The following is a 17475-nucleotide window of genomic DNA, read 5'->3' on the forward strand; positions in this document are numbered from 1 at the left end:
TGTAAAGAGCCCATCACCCCCACCTCGCCGTCCCGAACACCGCGTGGATGTCGGACGACACGCAATCGCGGCAAATTACTTGACTCAGGTCATTTCTGGCAGGGTGCGGATCGAAATCTGCGCCACGGCGCAGGCATGGGCTCGTTCAAAACGGCAACCCGGTCGAAACGAAAAACCCGCCGAAGCGGGTTCTGAAAAGAACGCCATCGTGGGCGCAGGGAGCAGCATCGATATGTCGTCCTGCGCTGATGCCACCGCGCAAAAGGAAAAAGCCCCAAGTGAAAAATCACTTGGGGCTTTTGTACCTGGCGGAAACGGAGGGACAATGAATTCCCAACCGAAAACCCAGCAAAATCAAGGACTTAGCAGCGTTTAAAATCCAAATTTTGCTACCAATCCTGCTACCAGTCAAGCACTTTGACAAACTCAAATAAAAAAGCCCCGTTAAGGGGCTTTCTCATTTGCTCAGGTCAACAGATTCTCTACCAGAAGAAAGGATTTTTGAGCCAAAAATAATATACGAGAAAATAAATAAAATGTCAAGTTTTACGGCTAAAAATTATACGTAAAAGCACGATTTGTCCATATTATAAAAACCGAACCAAAAAGCGAACCAAGAAAAATGAGCACTGGCGCGGGTTGCAGGACATTTCCGTACCACGACCTGAAAGTTGATTTGTCAAGTGCGAACCAAGAAAAGTGAGGATTGGCGCGGGTCGCAGGGCGATCTTGTACCAAACCGCCATATTAGTGATACATCATTGATGACAATTATGTATTACACACAATAAAACCATAGTAGTTATGAGAATATGTATATTCACTCTCTCTAAAAATAAGGAAACAAAAATGGCGAATTTTTAAAACTTGACATTTTAATTTTCTCTGGTATTTTTAAAATACCAGAATAAGGATTTGCAATGTCAACACAATATATCAATATCGCATCCGATGCACTCAAAGCGCTCTTCAAAAACAAAATTACAGAGTACGATAGAAAAGTCTATTTCACCATCTGTCATCATGCTACTTTTAAACACCAAGTTTTTGGCATTTATGAACGTAAGTCATTCCATACGCTGCGGAATTTGGTCAAAGCACTGACTGGCGATGATAAGCAAATCGTACACCTTCAACGGTCCATTGCGAGGTTGGAATCTGCCGGACTGTTGAAAGTATTGTTCCAGAGTTGCGAAATGGAGTCTCCGCCAAAGGGAATTAAACCACCGCCAAAGGAGCTAATTATTTCCTTAGACCCTTCGGCTACCCTGCAATCTCTTTGCAATGCGATAGAGCAGAATATTGAAGACTTCAATATCTATGCAGATCGAATCAGAGAGTTGGAGAAGAACATTGGGGTCAAGCTCAACATTGTGAAGAAAACTGCTTCAAAAATGGTAGCAATCACCAATGCGGAGCTTGACGATGACGAAAAAATTGCGGGTGAATTATTCCCTGGTCAACTCCAAGTCGTTCCAGAAACGGATTTAATTTCCCTCACAATGGAATCAGCTAGTGCAGGCTTCAAGTATTTTCCAAGGCGAACTTCTGTCCCGTGAGATGTAGCATAAATAGGCTTTGTTGCACAAATCGCGATGCTGATGCCCGTAGACTGACTGCGTGACAGAGACGAAGAACAGGCAGCGGAGCAAGTACCGCACGACGAACTGGAAGGCGTACAACGCGGCGCTGAAAGCGCGAGGCTCGTTGACGATGTGGCTAGATGAGGGCATGCAGTGGTTTGGCACGCCGACCGGCAGGCGTGGACGCAGCCGAACCTTCTCGGACGCAGCAATCCAGTTCTGCCTGAGCATCAAGTGCCTGTTCGGCCAGCCCTTGCGACAGGCGCTGGGCATGGTGCAGAGCCTGCTGCGGCTGGCAAAGCTGGACTGGCCGGTACCTGACTTCAGCACTGTTTGCCGGCGCCAAAAGACCTTGCAGGTCGAACTGAGCTACCAGCGAACCAACTCGCCGCTGCAGTTGCTGGTGGACAGCACCGGCATCAAGTTCCTGGGCGAAGGAGAGTGAAAACGCAAGAAGCATGGTGCTGAATACCGGCGCGAATGGCGCAAGGTCCATCTGGGCATCGACGCGCAGACGCTGGAAATACGCGCCATCGAGGTGACCAGCAACGCCATTGGGGATGCGCCGATGTTGCCCGGGTTGCTGGCTCAGATTCCCACTGACGAATCCATCGAAAGCGTCAGTGCCGATGGCGCCTACGACACGCGCGCCTGCCTGGACGCCATTGCCGAGCGGCACGCGATGGCGGTGATCCCGCCCCGCAAGAACGCCAGCCATTGGAAGAAGTCGAGTCCGGGCTCGGCGCATCGTAATGAGGCCATTCGGGCGTGCCAGCGCCTGGGTCGCGGCATTTGGAAGAAGTGGAGCGGCTACCACCGGCGCAGCCTTGTGGAGACGAAGATGCACTGCTTCAAGCGACTGGGCGAACGGGTGATCGCGCGCACGTTCGACCGCCAGGTTGTGGAGCTGCATGTCCGCGTGGCCTTGCTCAATCGGTTCAGTCAGATCGGCCGTCCTCACACCGTGTCGGTGACTGCTGTGGCATAGGTCCGTCTGGGGTTGGGGTCATGCCGTCTGCAATTCGATTTGTGCAACAGCGCCCACTGACTACAAACTCCATCATCAGTACGTTATCAGCTCTTTCTTTAATCCCCAAGCCCTCATAATGCGAACTTAGCTTCTTTTGCAAATCTGTCGCATCTGCTACATTTGCTTTAAGCGAGTTAAAGATTACTTTATTCGTTGGCGTTAATTTCTTATTAATATTTTCTTGGAATCGCAGTCTTAGGTTATGCTCCACTGCTTGTGTAATCTTTACTCGCGATTTTATCTTTGCCGTTCTTAGTATGCAGTGTAGTTCTGCCATTGCTCATGTCTCCTGTTATTTTTCTTCTTGTCATTTAATATTAACAGGTTTTTCTGGATAATCAAGAATGCTACCAACCTAGGTTGGTATCACTCACTATACCAACCTAGAAAATCTAGGTTGGGTGAGCCCTCCGGGGGTAATACCAAATACCTTCCACCCATAAAAAAACCAACCTCACGGTTGGTTATTTTTATTGGGCGGCTTCACTCTAAATCACTTGTAGAGCTTCTCAAAAATCTTCTGTTGAGCTGGTGCTACTACCTCAAAAAGTGCATCGACGGTGTAAGGTTTCGTGTAGTAATTCACGTTCGTATTATCAAGCTCATGTCCAAAAAATTGACTCCGAGCCTCCAATGCCACCCCATCTTTTGCGTAATAATCATTCGCATATTTACGCAATGAATGGAATACTAGCTTGCGATTTTTTAACCCCAGCTCTTCAAGTCTACGAGTAAATTTCTTACCCACGGCATTACCTTTGCCTCGACCTTGTAGCTCACTGTATTTGAAAATTGGTCCCACCTTGGTTGCAATATATGCCTCAAAACCTGAACCCATCAACTCAGGAATTACAGGAACATCACGCTTACCATTGGCTGTTTTGTCATCTCGAATTCTCAAAAACCAGGTTCCAGAATCTGTTTTTTGAATGTCATTTTTACACAGGCTAGTAATTGCACCGATACGCAGCCCAGTAACCACAGCGATCAAGCAGGCATAATAATAATCAGGGTCTTTGGTTTTCTGTGGGTCAAAATAGCTCCTTGCATATACTGCCACAATATCACCATCATCGAAAATATCATAGCCTGCTGCCATTTTCTGAGCCTTGGTAATCACCTTCAAGCTCACAGGATTTTCACCTTTGAGGTAGCTATACTCCCTTGCAAAATTGAACACTGCTTTTAGCAGGTTAATCTTGGTCTGAACAGTTTGGAGGGCCAGACCCTCAGCCTTCATCTTCTCAGCGAACCGAGTTACATCGATTTTCAAAATCTGGTCAATGGTTTTCTTTTTACCCACGAAGGTAGCAAACTGCAATACCGTATTTTGAACTGCTGAAATTGAACCTGGGGCCAGTTGCTTCATCTGCAAATAGCGATTCAATAGCTCGGTGACTGTAAGGCCGTTAGGCGAATGAACAGGGACCTGTTCAAAGGGTACAGCCGCAGGCTGAATATTCTGCGTAGCACTGGTGGGAGCCTCTCACAACCCCATGTTTGACGAATCCGAATAGGGAGGAGTGGGCGCCAGTAGCCGTTTGAGCGTGATGAGGCCCAGCAACGGTCTGCGCCTGGGTGCATGAGGGGCCTTGCAGGCCCGGTGGCTCAGGCTTTCACCGTTTGCAGGCGCACTTGTGCCTTGCCAGTGGCGGGCTTGAAGAAAGCATCCACGCCCCGATGCAGGAACCAGGCCAGTCGCTTCATGTTGTAGCAGGCGGCCATCATCGTCATCCCCACCGTGGCGCGCGCCTGTCCGATGGTGCGCACGAACTTGCCCCCCAGGTGGCGGATACCGGCGAACACGTGCTCCACCTTGGCTCGTTTCTTTGCGATGCGCTGGTTGCGCCCCTTCTGGCATTCGCTCTGTGGTCGGCCCGCCTGCGCACGGCGCTGCATCGCATCCACGAATCCCAGCACTTTCAGCATCTGGCACCTTTGGCGGCTCGGGTAGGCTTTGTCCGCATGCACTGCCCGCCCGGTGTTGTGCATGTCCAGCACCTCATCGAAGTGGTGCCCGTCGTGCTCGCTGGCCGTGCCCGTGGCGAGGCGGCGGATGAAGCCGTGCTTGAGGTCCACGCTCACGCTGAGCTTGTAGCCGAAGTGGCTTTTGCCGTGCTTCTTCGTGTGCGTGGCCTCCACATCCTTTTGCCTGCGTCGCGCTTGGCTCCAGTCCGGCTGCCCGCCTTGTGCCAGCGTTCGCCGCTCCTGCTGGCCGATGTGCTGTCGGGGCGCGGGCACCAGCGTGGCATCAATGGCCTGCCCGCCCCGGGCGATGTAGCCGTGGCGCTGCAGTTGGGCATCCACCCCCTGGAACAAGGCCGTTGCCCCGCCCACGCCAAGGCGCTCGCCAAAGCGCCAGATCGTGTTGCGGTCCGGCACGTTCATCGCATCCTGCAACAGGCAAAACCGCTGGTAGCTCCCCCGGTCCAGCAACTGATACTCCATCTGCTCATCGGACAGGTTGTACAGCCGCTTCAACACCAGGATGCGCACCATCACCTCGGTGGGGTAGGCGGGCCGACCGCCCCGGCGGCCACCCCCGCGTTCGATCAAGGCATCCACCAGCCGGGCCAGTTCTGCGAAGTCGATGTGCCGCGCGATCACCTGCAGCGGATCGCCCACCTCATCTCTCTTGTGTTGGCGCGAGGCCTCAGCGAACAGGTCGAACTTCAGGGCGCTACGGGGAGTGATCATGGCAAAGGATGGAGCACGCATTCTCGATCAACAAGGGACCGGATGGGTTTTGAGAGGTTCCCTGGTAACACCTTTCAAAGCTGCAATAGCTTCCAAGGCTCGTTTGTGATCGTCTGGACCATCGGATTTAATCCGAACGCCTCCAAGTTCAATTTCGTAGCGCCTTAGTTCTTTGCTATCAAAATTGAAATCGGATAGCTTTGGTTTACTCATCTCGATCACTCGCAAAAGTTCCAATGCTCGCAGTCTAGCAAGCACTGGATCGGCAGTTTTGAGAGAGCGTTTGAACTGGTGGCGGCCTACCCTAGTGTGTAGGTAGTAGGTCTGACCACGAAGATAGACAGGCAGTGTGAGCACTTGGTTTGCTACCAGAAGTGCTACCAGTCCATACAAGAAAACCTAGCTAAATCATTGATCTAGCTAGGTTTTTTGCTATTGGCGGAAACGGAGGGATTCGAACCCTCGATGAGGCTCTACACCCCATACTCCCTTAGCAGGGGAGCACCTTCGGCCACTCGGTCACGTTTCCAATCCGGCTATTATGCCTCAGATTGACGGCGTTTTTGCCGGGTTACGCGGGCGACTGGTCCAGTTCGAACGCCTTGTGCAGCGTGCGCACCGCCAGCTCCACGTACTTCTCGTCGATCACGACGGAAGTCTTGATTTCGGAGGTCGAGATCATCTGGATGTTGATGCCCTCTTCGCTCAGCACGCGGAACATCTTGGCGGCCACGCCCACATGGCTGCGCATGCCGATGCCGACGATGCTGACCTTGCAGATCTTGGCGTCGCCCACCACTTCCTGCGCGCCCAATGCGGGAACGACCTTTTCCTTGAGCAAGTCAATCGTGCGCGCGTAGTCGGAGCGGTTCACGGTGAAGCTGAAGTCCGTTTTGCCGTCCTTGCTCAGGTTCTGGATGATCACGTCGACATCGATGTTCGCATCGGCCACGGCGCCCAGGATCTGGTAGGCAATGCCGGGCTTGTCAGGCACACCGAGCACGGAGATCTTGGCCTCGTCGCGGTTGAATGCGATGCCGGATACAACGGCTTGTTCCATTTTTTCGTCTTCCTCAAAAGTGATCAGCGTGCCGGAGCGGGCTTCTTCGTTGATGTCGATGTCCCAGGGCGTGAAGCTGGACAGCACGCGCAGGGGCACCTTGTATTTGCCGGCGAACTCGACCGAGCGGATCTGGAGCACCTTGCTGCCCAGGCTGGCCATCTCCAGCATTTCCTCGAAGCTCACGGTGGCCAGGCGGCGCGCCTCCTGCACCACGCGCGGATCGGTCGTGTACACGCCGTCCACGTCGGTGTAGATCAGGCATTCGGCGGCCTTCATCGCTGCGGCCACGGCCACGGCGGAGGTATCGGAGCCGCCACGGCCGAGCGTGGTGATGTGGCCGTGCTCGTCGATGCCCTGGAAGCCCGTCACGATCACGACCTTGCCGGCGGCCAGGTCAGCGCGCACGCGCTGGTCGTCGATGGATTCGATGCGGGCCTTGGTGTAGGCGCTGTTGGTGCGGATCGGCACCTGCCAGCCGGCATAGCTCACCGACTCCATGCCTTCGGACTGCAGCGCGATCGCCAGCAGCGCGGAAGACGCCTGCTCTCCGGTGGAGGCCAGCATGTCGAGTTCACGGTGGTAGGCGGACGTGGCGCGCGAAGGGGCCAGGTCCTTGGCCAGCCCGAGCAGGCGGTTGGTTTCGCCACTCATGGCGCTGGGCACCACCACCATCTGGTGGCCGGCCCGCGCCCATTTGGCCACGCGCTTGGCGACGTTGCGGATGCGCTCCGTGGAGCCCATCGACGTGCCGCCGTATTTATGAACGATCAGTGCCATTGGATATCTGGAATGACGAAACGCAAGACGGCGCAGGGAAAGGAGAAAAATTGTTCTGGCGCGCCGCCGTTTTTCGTGCAGGGATGGGGACCAAAACCTAAGAATTGTACCAACCGAGCACCTGGGCTTCGCGCACGGCGAAGCCGCGGCCGACCTTGATGCGGATGCGGTGCCCCCGCGTGGTGCACGCGGCGATCTGGTCCAGCAGCTCAGCCAGTTGGGCCGCGGCCGGCGTGGTGCCGTGCACTCTGCGCAGCCAGTGGCGCAGCACGTTGGCCTGCCGGGCCCGGCTCAGCGCCTGCAAGGCCGCCAGCCGCGGCGGCACGCCCACGGCGGCCAGATCGGCCTCGGCCAGTTCCTGAAGCAGTTCGCTGGCCTGCGCGGCATGCTCGGCGCTGCGGGCGAAGGTGTCGCGGAACTGGGGAAAAGCGGCATCGAGCGCCGGCAGCAGCCGGTGGCGAATGCGGTTGCGCGTGTAGTGCTCATCGCGATTGGTGGGGTCTTCTACCCACGCCTCGCCCCGCGCCACCAGCCAGGCGCGAACATCGGCGCCCGCCACCCGCAGCAGGGGCCGATGCCAGTCGAGGCCATCGCGCTGCCAGTGCGCAGGCATGGACGCCAGCCCCGGCACGCCGGCGCCCCGAGACAGCGCCAGCAGCAAGGTCTCGGCCTGGTCGTCCGCATGCTGGGCCAATGCTATTGTTTTTATAGCATCATGCCTTAGTGTTACTTGTGCCAGACCCGCAAAAGCCTCGTACCGCATCCGGCGGGCGATGTCTTCCGGGCTTTGTCCCGGCGCGGGGCGGGCGTTCACGCGCGCCACCTGGAGCGGTACGCCCTGGCGCTGGCACAGGTCGGCGCAGTGGCGCTCGAAGCCATCGGCCGCCGCCTGCAGCCCATGGTGCACATGGAACGCGTGCACCTGGCCAGGCCACCGCCCTGCGCAGGCCAGCAGCAGCGCGGTGGAGTCGGCCCCGCCGCTCAGCCCCACGGCCAGCGGCAGGGCCGGTGCGAAGGCCTCCATGGCGGCGTCGAAGGATTGCGTCATGCAGAAGGGGCGTTTCAGGGGCCGGCGATGGCGGCGTTTTCCATGCAAAACGGCCCCGAAGGGCCGCTGGGTTCATGGCATGGGGCGTGGTGCCGAAGCCCCGCGCTTCAGCGCGTCTCGGCCTTGGTGTCGGTGAAGCGGCCGTAGCTTTGCAGGCGCTCGTAGCGGCGGTCCAGCAGTTCCTTGGGCTTGAGATCGGCCAGCTGGCGGAAGGCATCGCCCAGGGCGCGCTTGAGGAAGGCGGCCATCTGCTTGTGGTCGCGATGGGCGCCGCCCACGGGCTCGCTCACGATCTTGTCCACGAGGCCCAGGGCCTTGAGGCGGTGGGCCGTGATGCCCATGGCATCGGCCGCGTCCTGCGCCTTGTCGCTGGTCTTCCAGAGGATGGAGGCGCAGCCTTCGGGGCTGATCACCGAATAGATGGAGTACTGCAGCATCACGACCTGGTCGGCCACGCTGATGGCCAGCGCGCCGCCGGAGCCGCCCTCGCCGATCACGGTGGTGATGATGGGCACTTCCAGCTGCGCCATCTCGAAGATGTTGCGGCCGATGGCCTCGGACTGGCCGCGTTCTTCGGCATCGATGCCGGGATAGGCGCCGGGCGTGTCCACGAAGGTGAACACCGGCAGCTTGAACTTCTCGGCCGTCTTCATGAGGCGCAGGGCCTTGCGGTAGCCCTCGGGGCGGCTCATGCCGAAGTTGCGCGCGGCGCGCTCCTTGGTGTCGCGGCCCTTCTGGTGGCCCAGCACCATGCAGGCATGCCCGTTGAAGCGGGCCAGGCCCCCGACGATGGACAGGTCATCGGCGAAGTGGCGGTCGCCGTGCAGCTCGACGAAGTCGGTGAAGATGTCGCGCACGTAGTCGAGCGTGTAGGGGCGCTCGGGATGGCGGGCGATCTTGGTGATCTGCCAGGGCGACAGATCGCTGTAGATGTCTTTGGTGAGCTGGTGGCTCTTCTTGCTCAGCTGGTCGATCTCTTCCGAAATATCGACCGCGCTTTCGGTCTGCACGTAGCGCAGTTCTTCGATTTTTCCTTCGAGCTCGGCAATCGGCTGCTCGAAATCCAGAAAGGTTTTTTTCGCCAACGTAATTCTCCTTGGGCTCCTCGCCCTGTTCAGGCCAGCACCACGGGCACGGACGCAGCATCGGTTGCCGCGCCCTCCCGCGAGGGCGTCAATAGTCCACCGGCAACGGGGCGAGCGACCGCCAAATATACCAACTCGCCACGCTGCACCAGGGTTTCCAGGCCTCTGCCACTTCGCGGGCATCGCTGCGGCTCACGGGATCGCCCGAAAAATAGTGCTGGCTGATGCCCTGGATCAGGGTGGCATCGTCCAGCGGCATGACGTTGGGGCGGGCCAGGTGGAAGATGAGGAACATGTCCGCCGTCCAGCGGCCGATGCCGCGGATGGCGATCAGCTCCTCCGTGATGGCCTCGTCGTCCATCGCATCCCAGTCCTTGACGTGCAGCTTGCCGGTATCGAAGTGCAGCGCCAGATCGACCAGGTAGTCCACCTTGCGCGCGGACAGGCCTGCGCCGCGCATGTCGTCCACCTTGAGCTTGAGCACGCTGGCCGGCGTCATGGTGCGCGGCAGGGCCGCGAAACGGTCCCACACCTTCTGCGCGGATGCCACCGACACCTGCTGGCCGACGATGCTGCGCGCGAGCGTGGTGAACGCATCGCCGCGCTGGCGCAGGGCCACGTCGCCCAGTTGCGGGATGAGCCGCTTCATCACGCGGTCTTTCTTGACGAGGTGCTTGCAGGCCTCGGCCCAATAGGCGGGCGCGATCAGTTGCGGCCCGTCATGGGCTGTCTTTTTCGTCGCAGCCACCGCTTATCCCGCCCGCACCAGAAATTTCACCGGCGCCAAAGGCCGCTTCATCCAGGAACCGCTCACTGCGCCGCCTCCCAGGTCGTGCCGGCGGCGGAGTCCTTGAGGACGATGCCCTGCTCCAGCAGCGCCTTGCGGATGCGGTCGGCCTCGGCGAAGTCCTTCGCTGCCTTGGCGGCAGCGCGCGCGGCGATCTGCGCCTGGATGGCGGCTTCGTCCAGCGTGGCGCCGGCCTTCAGGAAGGCTTGCGGATCGCCCTGCAGCAGGCCCAGGCACCCGGCCAGCGCCTTCAGCAGCCCGGCGGTCTGCGGCGACTGCGTGCGGTTGACCTCGCCGGCCAGATCGAACAGCACGGCGACGGCCTCGGGGGTGCCGAAGTCTTCGTCCATGGCGGCCTTGAACCGGCCCGCGTAGGGGTCGGTCCAGTCGATCGAGGGTGTGGGCGCCGGCGCGACCAGGCTCAATGCCGTGTACAGGCGCTTGAGCGCGGCGCGCGCGTCGTCCAGGTGGGCGTCGCTGTAGTTGAGGGCGCTGCGGTAATGGGCGCGCACGATGAAAAAGCGCACGGTCTCGGCGTCGTACTTGGCCAGCACGTCGCGGATGGTGAAGAAGTTGCCGAGCGACTTGCTCATCTTCTCGTTGTCCACGCGCACGAAGCCGTTGTGCACCCAGAAGCGCGCCAGCGGCTTGCCGGTGGCGCCTTCGCTCTGCGCGATCTCGTTTTCGTGGTGCGGAAACTGCAGGTCGGCGCCGCCACCATGGATGTCGAAGCTCTCGCCCAGCGTGGCGCAGCTCATGGCCGAGCACTCGATGTGCCAGCCGGGCCGGCCGGCGCCGAAGGGGCTGTCCCACTTGGCTTCGGGCGGCTCCTCGGGCTTGGCGGACTTCCACAGCACGAAGTCCAGCGGATCGTCCTTGCCGTCGGCCACGGCCACGCGCTCGCCAGCGCGCAACTCGTCGAGCGACTTGCCGGACAGCTTGCCGTAGCCCGCGAACTTGCGCACCGCGTAGTTCACGTCGCCGCCGCTGGCACGGTAGGCCAGGCCCCTGCTTTCCAGCGCGCCGATCAGCGCGAGCATCTGCGGCACATATTCGGTGGCGCGCGGCTCGATGGAGGGCGGCTCGATGCCCAAAGCGCCGATGTCCTGGTGCATGGCGGCGATCATCTCGTCGGTCAACTGGCGGATGGTGATGCCGCGCTCCACCGCGCGCCGGATGATCTTGTCATCGATGTCGGTGATGTTGCGCACGTAGGTCACGCGCAGGCCGCTGCTCTTGAGCCAGCGCTGCACCACGTCGAACGCCATCATCATGCGGGCGTGGCCGATGTGACACAGGTCGTAAATGGTCATGCCGCAGACATACATGCGCACATGTCCGGGCTCCAGCGGAGAAAAAGGCTCCAGCGCACGCGACAGCGTGTTGTAGATACGCAAACTCATGGAAATTCAGTCAAGGGGTGGATGGTGCAGCCGGCGCCCTGGCAGGGGCTGCGCAAAGAGGCGGGAGCCTCCCGGAAGGGCCGTGCGCGGCGGTGCGCACATGCAAAATCAGGAGCGGCAACAGCGTACCGGCATGACAAACCCCTCAGCTACAATCCGCCGCAGTATAAGCCCCCGTTACGGCTTGACACCTCCAACCATTCCCGTCCGCCCATGAAGCATCCACAACGCACCCTTGCCCATCTCCTGCGCCTGATTGCCCTGTCGGCCTTGTTGGGTGCCCCGCTGGCCCACGCGGACGACTATGCCGAGATCACCCAGTTGCTCAAGGCAGGCAAGCCGGCGGATGCCCTGGCCAAGGCCGACCAGCGGCTCACCGCCAACCCTCGCGACCCGCAACTGCGCTTTCTGCGCGGCGTGGCCCAGGCGGATTCGGGCAAGCAGACCGAAGCGGTGGCCACCTTCACGAAGCTCACGGAAGACTATCCCGAACTGCCCGAGCCCTACAACAACCTGGCCGTGCTGTATGCCAACCAGAACCAGCTCGACAAGGCGCGCACCGCGCTCGAGATGGCCATCCGCACCAACCCCAGCTATGCCACCGCGCATGAAAACCTGGGCGACATCTACGCCAAGCTGGCCAGCCAGGCCTACAACAAGGCGCTGCAGCTCGATGCCACGCACGCCAGCTCGGTCAAGCCCAAGCTGGCTCTGATCCGCGACCTGTTCTCGACCGAGGCCAAAGCCTCCACCGCCAAGGCGCCCGCAGCTGCGCCCGTGGCAGCAGCGGCTCCACGCCCTGCCCCGGCACCCGCGCCCGTGGCGGCCTCCCCGGCGCCATCCACCCCTGCGCCGGCCCCCGCACCCACCCCGGCCGCACCGGCCGTGGCCGCTGCACCGGCGCCCACCCCGGCTCCGGCCCCTGCTGCCGCAGTGACGGGCAACACCGCCTCCAGCGCCGCCGCCGCGGCGGAACGGGAAGTGTCCGCCGCAGTGCACGCCTGGGCCAAGGCCTGGGAGAGCCAGGACATGAACGCCTACCTGGGCGCCTACGACAAGAACTACACGCCCAACGGCAAGCAAAGCCACGCCGCCTGGGAAAAAGAGCGCCGCGACCGCATCGTCGGCCGCGCCAAGATCAACGTCAGCGTGAACGATCTGCGCATCTCCGTGAACGGCAACAAGGCGCAGGCGCGCTTTCGCCAGGGCTACAGCTCCGGCAGCTACAGCGTGAACAGCCGCAAGACCCTGGACCTGGTGAACACCGGCGGCCAGTGGACCATCGTGCGCGAGGCCACCGGCGGTTGATGGCGATCGTTTCGGTGACACGCTCCACCATCGCCTTCGGGATGCTCCCTTGCCCTCTGCTGGCGCACCGCGCCGCATTCGTTCCCGCTTGAAGCCTCGCATGGCTGCGGGACGTTCCCCCTGGAGCCGCGGCATGGCGGCGGGCATGGCGCTGTCGCTGCTGGCGGCAGCCTGGCCCGCGCACGCCCAGGGCGACAAGCTGCGCGGCGTGGGCAAGAACGCGCGCACGGCGCCCGTGCGCATCGCCCCGCTGGCCGATGGGCAGGCGGAAAAGCGCCTCATGGAGGTCTACCGCCTCACCGGCGAAGGCAAGGGCCGGGAAGCCCTGGCCAAGGCCGAGAGCCTGGTGCGCGACCACCCGAACTTCCAGCTCGCGCAACTGGCGCTGGGCGACCTGCTGTCGGCCCGCACGCGGCCGCTGCGGCAGATGGGCGACGTGCCGGCCGGCCAGGGCGATGCCCCGCCGCCGCAGGAAGCCGCCGACGTGCTGGCCGAGCTGCGCGCGGAGTCGCGCCAGCGCACAGATGCCCTGCGGGTGCGCCCCCAGGCGCGCACCATTCCCGCCCAGTTCATCGAGCTGTCGCTGCGTTCACGGCACGCGATCGCGGTCGATGCGTCGCGCTCGCGGCTCTATCTGTTCGAGAACACGCCCAACGGGCTGGAACTCGTGGCCGACTACTACGCCTCGGTGGGCAAGCTCGGCATCGAAAAGCTCATCGAGGGCGACCAGCGCACGCCGCTGGGCGTGTACTTCATCACGAGCCGCCTGGACCCGGCCACGCTCAAGGACTTCTACGGCGCCGGCGCCCTGCCCATCAACTACCCCAATCCGCTGGATCAGAGCCGCGGCAAGACGGGCAGCGGCATCTGGCTGCACGGCACGCCGCCGGACCAGTTCTCACGCGCGCCGCTGGCCACCGACGGGTGCCTGGCCCTGGCCAACCCGGACCTGGAGCGCATCCTGCGCACGGTGGAGCCGCGCTCCACACCGGTGGTGATCGCACGGCAACTGCAATGGGTACCGCCCCACAGCGTGCAGGCCGACCGCAAGGCGTTCGATGCGGTGCTGGATGCCTGGCGCACCGCCAAGTCGCAGGGCGACCTGCAGCGCCTGATGGGGTTTTACGCCCCCACGTTCCAGAGCTACGGCAAGATGCCGCTGCAGGAGTTTTCCAAGCAGCTGGGCGCGGAAACGCGCGCGCTGCGCGGGCGGCCGATCCAGCTCAAGGACAAGACCCTGCTGCGCTGGACGGATGCCTCCGACACCATGGTGGTAACGTTCGGCGAGGTCATCGAAGGGGCCCGCACCGGCCCCGTCAAGCGCCAGTACTGGACCCGCAAGGGCAACCAATGGCAGATATTTTTCGAAGGAGTGATTGGATGATTTCCAGAAGAAATTCGACCCTGGCGTTGGCCAGCATGGCGCTGGCAGCTATCGTTTCCGTAGCACCCGCCCAGGCGCAGGATGCGGCGGCCCCCAAGGTGAAGCTCGCCACGTCGCTGGGCGACATCGTGGTCCAGCTCGACCCCGCAAAGGCGCCGAAGACGGTGGACAACTTCCTGTCCTATGTGAAGGACAAGCACTACGACGGCACCATCTTTCACCGCGTGATCAACGGCTTCATGATCCAGGGCGGCGGCTTCACGCCCGACATGCAGCAAAAGCCCACCAAGGCACCGATCCCGCTGGAGGCCAACAACGGCCTCAAGAACGACAACTACACCATCGCCATGGCCCGCACCGGCAACCCGGACTCGGCTACCTCGCAGTTCTTCATCAACGTGAAGGACAACGCCATGCTCAACGCCACCGGTGAAGGCAACGGCTACGCCGTGTTCGGCAAGGTGGTCTCGGGCACCGACGTGGTGGACAAGATCAAGGCCGTGTCCACGGGCAACAAGGGCATGCACCAGAACGTGCCCACGACGCCCGTCGTCATCACCTCCGCCACCGTGGTCAAGTAAAGCCCGCCGGCCCCTCTTCACCACGGCCCTCCCGGCCCCCAACGCTTTCCAAGGAATCCCATGAGCAATCCCCAAGTCGAACTGCACATCGCCGGCCACGGCGTCATCACCCTCGAACTCGATGCCGAAAAGGCGCCGAAGTCCACCGAGAACTTCCTGGCCTACGTGAAGAAGGGCCACTACGACAACACGATCTTCCACCGTGTGATCCCCGGCTTCATGGTGCAGGGCGGCGGCTTCGAGCCCGGCATGAACCAAAAGGGCACCGAAGCCCCGATCGAGAACGAGGCCAACAACGGCCTGAAGAACGCCAACTACACCGTGGCCATGGCCCGCACGAGCGATCCGCACTCGGCCACCGCCCAGTTCTTCATCAACGTGGCCGACAACGGCTTCCTGAACCACACCGCGCCGTCCGCCCAGGGCTGGGGCTATGCCGTGTTCGGCAAGGTGGTCAAGGGCACCGAAGTGGTGGATGCCATCAAGGGCGTGAAGACCGGCCGCAAGGGCTTCCATGACGACGTGCCCAAGGACGACGTGATCGTCGAGAAGGCCGTCGCCCTGTAATCGCGGCGACCGCGGCGCACCCATCCCCGCCCGCCCCGTGACCACGACCGTGCCCCGGTTCGAGGAGCTTGCCGCTCCTTCGGACTGGCGCACGGTCGAATTCATTTCCGACCTGCACCTGCAGGCCAGCGAGCCCGCCACGTTCGAGGCCTGGCGACGCTATCTGCGGACCACCGACGCGAGCGCGGTGTTCATCCTGGGCGACCTGTTCGAAGTATGGGTGGGCGACGACTGCATCGACGATGCCGAGGGCGCCTTCGAGGCCGAATGCGGCGCCCTGCTGCGCGAGGCGGCCCGCCAGCGGCCGGTGTTCTTCATGCACGGCAACCGAGACTTCCTCATCGGGCCGCGCTTTCTGGCCCACTGTGGCCTGACGGGGCTGCACGACCCGACGGTGCTGCAGTTCGGCGGCGAACGCACCGTGCTCAGCCACGGCGACCTGCTCTGCCTGGACGACGTGGACTACCAGCGCTTTCGCGCCCAGGCCCGCAGCATGGAGTGGCAGCAGCGGTTCCTGTCCCAGCCGCTGGCCGTGCGGCGCGCGCAGGCCCGCGGCATCCGCGAGCAGAGCGAGGCGCGCAAGCAGTCCGGCGAGGCGGCCTACGCCGATCTGGACGGCCCGGCCACGCGGCAATGGCTGCAGGCCGCAGGCGCCCGCACGCTGATCCACGGCCACACGCACCGCCCCGCCGTCCACGCCGTGGGGCCGGGCCTGCAGCGCGTGGTGCTGAGCGACTGGGACGCGGCCGCCCGCCCGCCGCGCGCCGAGGTGCTGCGCTTGTCGCCCGGCCGGGGCTTGGAACGGCTCGCCGCCGTCCCCATGTAGGCGGCATCTCTTTTTCCGCCAGGGAGTGCGCGAGCAGGCCCTCCCCCTCTTTCATGCCTGCTCTCTGGAACAAACTCTGGCACCGCGTGCGAGCGACCGTCGCCCCCGTGCCGGAGATCTCCGCACCGCTCTGGCTGCAGACCCTGCAGCGCTATCCGTTCCTGTCCGCCCTGCCGCTGCAGGACCAAGCCAAGCTGAAGGCACTCAGCGCCCTCTTTCTGCAGCGCAAGGAATTCACCGGCGCGCACGGCCTGCAGGTCACCGATGCCATGGCGGTCGCCATCGCGGCCCAGGCGTGCCTGCCCGTGCTGCACTGGGGCACGCCCGCCCAGGCGCTCGACTGGTACGACGATTTCGTGGGCATCGTGGTCCACCCCGGCGAGGCCGTGGCGCGCCGGCAGTCCACCGACGAGGCCGGCGTGGTGCACGACTACACCGAGGTGCTGCTGGGCGAGGCCATGCACCGGGGCCCCGTCATGCTGAGCTGGCCGGCCGTGGACAGCGCAGGCAGCGGCCAGGACCGGGGCATGAGCGTGGTCATCCACGAGTTCGTGCACAAGCTGGACATGCGCAACGGCAACGCCGATGGCTACCCGCCCCTGCCGCCAGGCTTTCTGGGCACCACCGGCCCGCAGGCGGCGCGGCAGGCCTGGCGCGCGGCGTGGCAGCCGGCCTATGAAGCCTTCGGGGAGTGCGTGATCATCGCCGAGCGCTTTGGCGGCGAATGGCCCTGGCTGGATGCCTACGGCGCGACGGCCCCGGCCGAATTCTTCGCCGTGGCGTGCGAGGCGTACTTCGTGGACCGGACGACGTTCGCCGCCGAGTTCCCGGACCTGATGCCCACGCTGGACGCCTTCTACCGCCGGGGATTGTGAGTCAAAACCCCTTCACGCCCTAGATTTCATTGCCCTCATTGCTATTATTTATATAGCAATCGCCAGCCTCGCCGGCGCAGGCGCTCACAACGCGGATTCGAACAGTTCCAGCTGCGGCGGCCCCAGGTACAGATCGCGCTTTTGCCCCGCGCCCGCGTGCGCGGCCCGGAAAGCGTCGGAGCGGGTCCACGCCTCGAAATCCGCGCGCGACGCCCAGACGGTGTGCGATGCGAACAGCGTGTGCTCGGGCGTCGTGTCGCCCCGCAGCAGGTGGAAGGACTGGAAGCCCGGCACCTGCGCCAGATGGCTGTCGCGCTGGCGCCAGATCTCGACGAACTCCTCCTCACGGCCGGGGGCGATGCGGAAACGGTTCATGGCAACGAACATGGTGGGAAGCTCCTCGAAGTGAAAGATCAGAAATGAAACCGCAGAAGTGAAACCGCGGCCGCGCTCACCGGACG

The 17475-nt window shown here is 62.0% G+C and carries 16 protein-coding genes, 1 tRNA gene and 1 pseudogene; 9 read left to right on the top strand and 9 right to left on the bottom strand.

What is annotated here, in order from left to right; genetic code table 11:
* Positions 1–43 precede the first annotated feature (43 nt).
* The 3 genes and pseudogenes from M5C96_RS15200 (at position 44) to M5C96_RS15210 (ending at position 2571) form a co-directional block, all read left to right on the top strand.
* Entirely contained in the window at positions 44–376 is a 333-nt protein-coding gene (locus tag M5C96_RS15200) for a hypothetical protein (protein WP_272563986.1), read from the top strand.
* A gap of 544 nt (positions 377–920) precedes the next feature.
* The gene (locus M5C96_RS15205; RefSeq protein WP_272563987.1) at positions 921–1559 is read left to right on the top strand and encodes a hypothetical protein; all 639 of its coding nucleotides are present in this window, start codon (positions 921–923) and stop codon (positions 1557–1559) included.
* A gap of 61 nt (positions 1560–1620) precedes the next feature.
* Positions 1621–2571: pseudogene (locus M5C96_RS15210) on the top strand (IS5 family transposase).
* A gap of 535 nt (positions 2572–3106) precedes the next feature.
* Here M5C96_RS15210 and M5C96_RS15215 read toward each other — a convergent pair.
* The 8 genes from M5C96_RS15215 to cysS form a co-directional block, all read right to left on the bottom strand.
* Positions 3107–3982, bottom strand: a complete 876-nt coding sequence (locus M5C96_RS15215; RefSeq protein ID WP_272563988.1) for a tyrosine-type recombinase/integrase — start codon at positions 3980–3982, stop codon at positions 3107–3109.
* A 239-nt stretch (positions 3983–4221) separates the two neighbouring features.
* Positions 4222–5307, bottom strand: coding sequence for an IS5 family transposase (locus M5C96_RS15220; RefSeq protein ID WP_272569564.1), 1086 nt, complete (start codon positions 5305–5307; stop codon positions 4222–4224).
* 439 nt (positions 5308–5746) lie between these two features.
* Positions 5747–5839 (bottom strand) — tRNA-Ser (locus M5C96_RS15225).
* Positions 5840–5881: 42 nt separating this feature from the next.
* On the bottom strand, positions 5882–7150 hold the full coding sequence (locus M5C96_RS15230; RefSeq protein ID WP_272563989.1) for an aspartate kinase: 1269 nt from the start codon (positions 7148–7150) through the stop codon (positions 5882–5884).
* Positions 7151–7247: 97 nt separating this feature from the next.
* Positions 7248–8198, bottom strand: a complete 951-nt coding sequence (tilS, locus tag M5C96_RS15235; RefSeq protein WP_272563990.1) for a tRNA lysidine(34) synthetase TilS — start codon at positions 8196–8198, stop codon at positions 7248–7250.
* 107 nt (positions 8199–8305) lie between these two features.
* Positions 8306–9283 (bottom strand): acetyl-CoA carboxylase carboxyltransferase subunit alpha, encoded by a 978-nt coding sequence (locus tag M5C96_RS15240; RefSeq protein WP_272563991.1) that lies wholly within the window; start codon positions 9281–9283, stop codon positions 8306–8308.
* 88 nt (positions 9284–9371) lie between these two features.
* A complete protein-coding gene (locus tag M5C96_RS15245; RefSeq protein ID WP_272563992.1) occupies positions 9372–10031 on the bottom strand; it encodes a DNA-3-methyladenine glycosylase family protein in 660 nt (219 codons plus the stop codon).
* A 62-nt stretch (positions 10032–10093) separates the two neighbouring features.
* Positions 10094–11473 (bottom strand): cysteine--tRNA ligase, encoded by a 1380-nt coding sequence (gene cysS / locus M5C96_RS15250; RefSeq protein WP_272563993.1) that lies wholly within the window; start codon positions 11471–11473, stop codon positions 10094–10096.
* 213 nt (positions 11474–11686) lie between these two features.
* Between cysS and M5C96_RS15255 the strand changes: the two genes are divergently transcribed.
* The 6 genes from M5C96_RS15255 (at position 11687) to M5C96_RS15280 (ending at position 17014) form a co-directional block, all read left to right on the top strand.
* The gene (locus M5C96_RS15255) at positions 11687–12781 is read left to right on the top strand and encodes a L,D-transpeptidase Cds6 family protein (RefSeq protein WP_272563994.1); all 1095 of its coding nucleotides are present in this window, start codon (positions 11687–11689) and stop codon (positions 12779–12781) included.
* Positions 12782–12881: 100 nt separating this feature from the next.
* Positions 12882–14165 carry a L,D-transpeptidase family protein gene (locus M5C96_RS15260; protein WP_272563995.1) on the top strand — a complete coding sequence of 428 codons (1284 nt, stop codon included), beginning with the start codon at positions 12882–12884 and terminating at the stop codon, positions 14163–14165.
* Complete coding sequence (locus M5C96_RS15265; protein ID WP_272563996.1) at positions 14162–14746, top strand: peptidylprolyl isomerase; 585 nt, start codon at positions 14162–14164, stop codon at positions 14744–14746. Before M5C96_RS15260 ends, M5C96_RS15265 begins: the two co-directional genes overlap by 4 nt.
* Before the next feature lie 60 nt (positions 14747–14806).
* Entirely contained in the window at positions 14807–15313 is a 507-nt protein-coding gene (locus tag M5C96_RS15270) for a peptidylprolyl isomerase (protein ID WP_272563997.1), read from the top strand.
* A 37-nt stretch (positions 15314–15350) separates the two neighbouring features.
* Positions 15351–16139, top strand: a complete 789-nt coding sequence (locus M5C96_RS15275) for a UDP-2,3-diacylglucosamine diphosphatase (protein ID WP_272563998.1) — start codon at positions 15351–15353, stop codon at positions 16137–16139.
* Positions 16140–16192: 53 nt separating this feature from the next.
* Complete coding sequence (locus M5C96_RS15280; RefSeq protein ID WP_272563999.1) at positions 16193–17014, top strand: zinc-dependent peptidase; 822 nt, start codon at positions 16193–16195, stop codon at positions 17012–17014.
* Between the two features lie 84 nt (positions 17015–17098).
* Here M5C96_RS15280 and M5C96_RS15285 read toward each other — a convergent pair whose 3' ends face one another.
* Complete coding sequence (locus M5C96_RS15285; RefSeq protein ID WP_272564000.1) at positions 17099–17401, bottom strand: antibiotic biosynthesis monooxygenase family protein; 303 nt, start codon at positions 17399–17401, stop codon at positions 17099–17101.
* Positions 17402–17475 lie beyond the last annotated feature (74 nt).

The sequence above is a fragment of the Acidovorax sp. GBBC 1281 genome (assembly GCF_028473645.1).
GTDB lineage: Bacteria > Pseudomonadota > Gammaproteobacteria > Burkholderiales > Burkholderiaceae_C > Paracidovorax.

Coding starts and splice junctions, on each gene's coding strand:
- M5C96_RS15265 (WP_272563996.1), top strand. CDS start 14,162: ATGATTTCCAGAAGAAATTCGACCCTGGCGTTGGCCAGCATGGCGCTG.
- M5C96_RS15280 (WP_272563999.1), top strand. CDS start 16,193: ATGCCTGCTCTCTGGAACAAACTCTGGCACCGCGTGCGAGCGACCGTC.
- M5C96_RS15270 (WP_272563997.1), top strand. CDS start 14,807: ATGAGCAATCCCCAAGTCGAACTGCACATCGCCGGCCACGGCGTCATC.
- cysS (WP_272563993.1), bottom strand. CDS start 11,473: ATGAGTTTGCGTATCTACAACACGCTGTCGCGTGCGCTGGAGCCTTTT.
- tilS (WP_272563990.1), bottom strand. CDS start 8,198: ATGACGCAATCCTTCGACGCCGCCATGGAGGCCTTCGCACCGGCCCTG.
- M5C96_RS15205 (WP_272563987.1), top strand. CDS start 921: ATGTCAACACAATATATCAATATCGCATCCGATGCACTCAAAGCGCTC.
- M5C96_RS15285 (WP_272564000.1), bottom strand. CDS start 17,401: ATGTTCGTTGCCATGAACCGTTTCCGCATCGCCCCCGGCCGTGAGGAG.
- M5C96_RS15260 (WP_272563995.1), top strand. CDS start 12,882: ATGGCTGCGGGACGTTCCCCCTGGAGCCGCGGCATGGCGGCGGGCATG.
- M5C96_RS15215 (WP_272563988.1), bottom strand. CDS start 3,982: ATGAAGCAACTGGCCCCAGGTTCAATTTCAGCAGTTCAAAATACGGTA.
- M5C96_RS15230 (WP_272563989.1), bottom strand. CDS start 7,150: ATGGCACTGATCGTTCATAAATACGGCGGCACGTCGATGGGCTCCACG.
- M5C96_RS15255 (WP_272563994.1), top strand. CDS start 11,687: ATGAAGCATCCACAACGCACCCTTGCCCATCTCCTGCGCCTGATTGCC.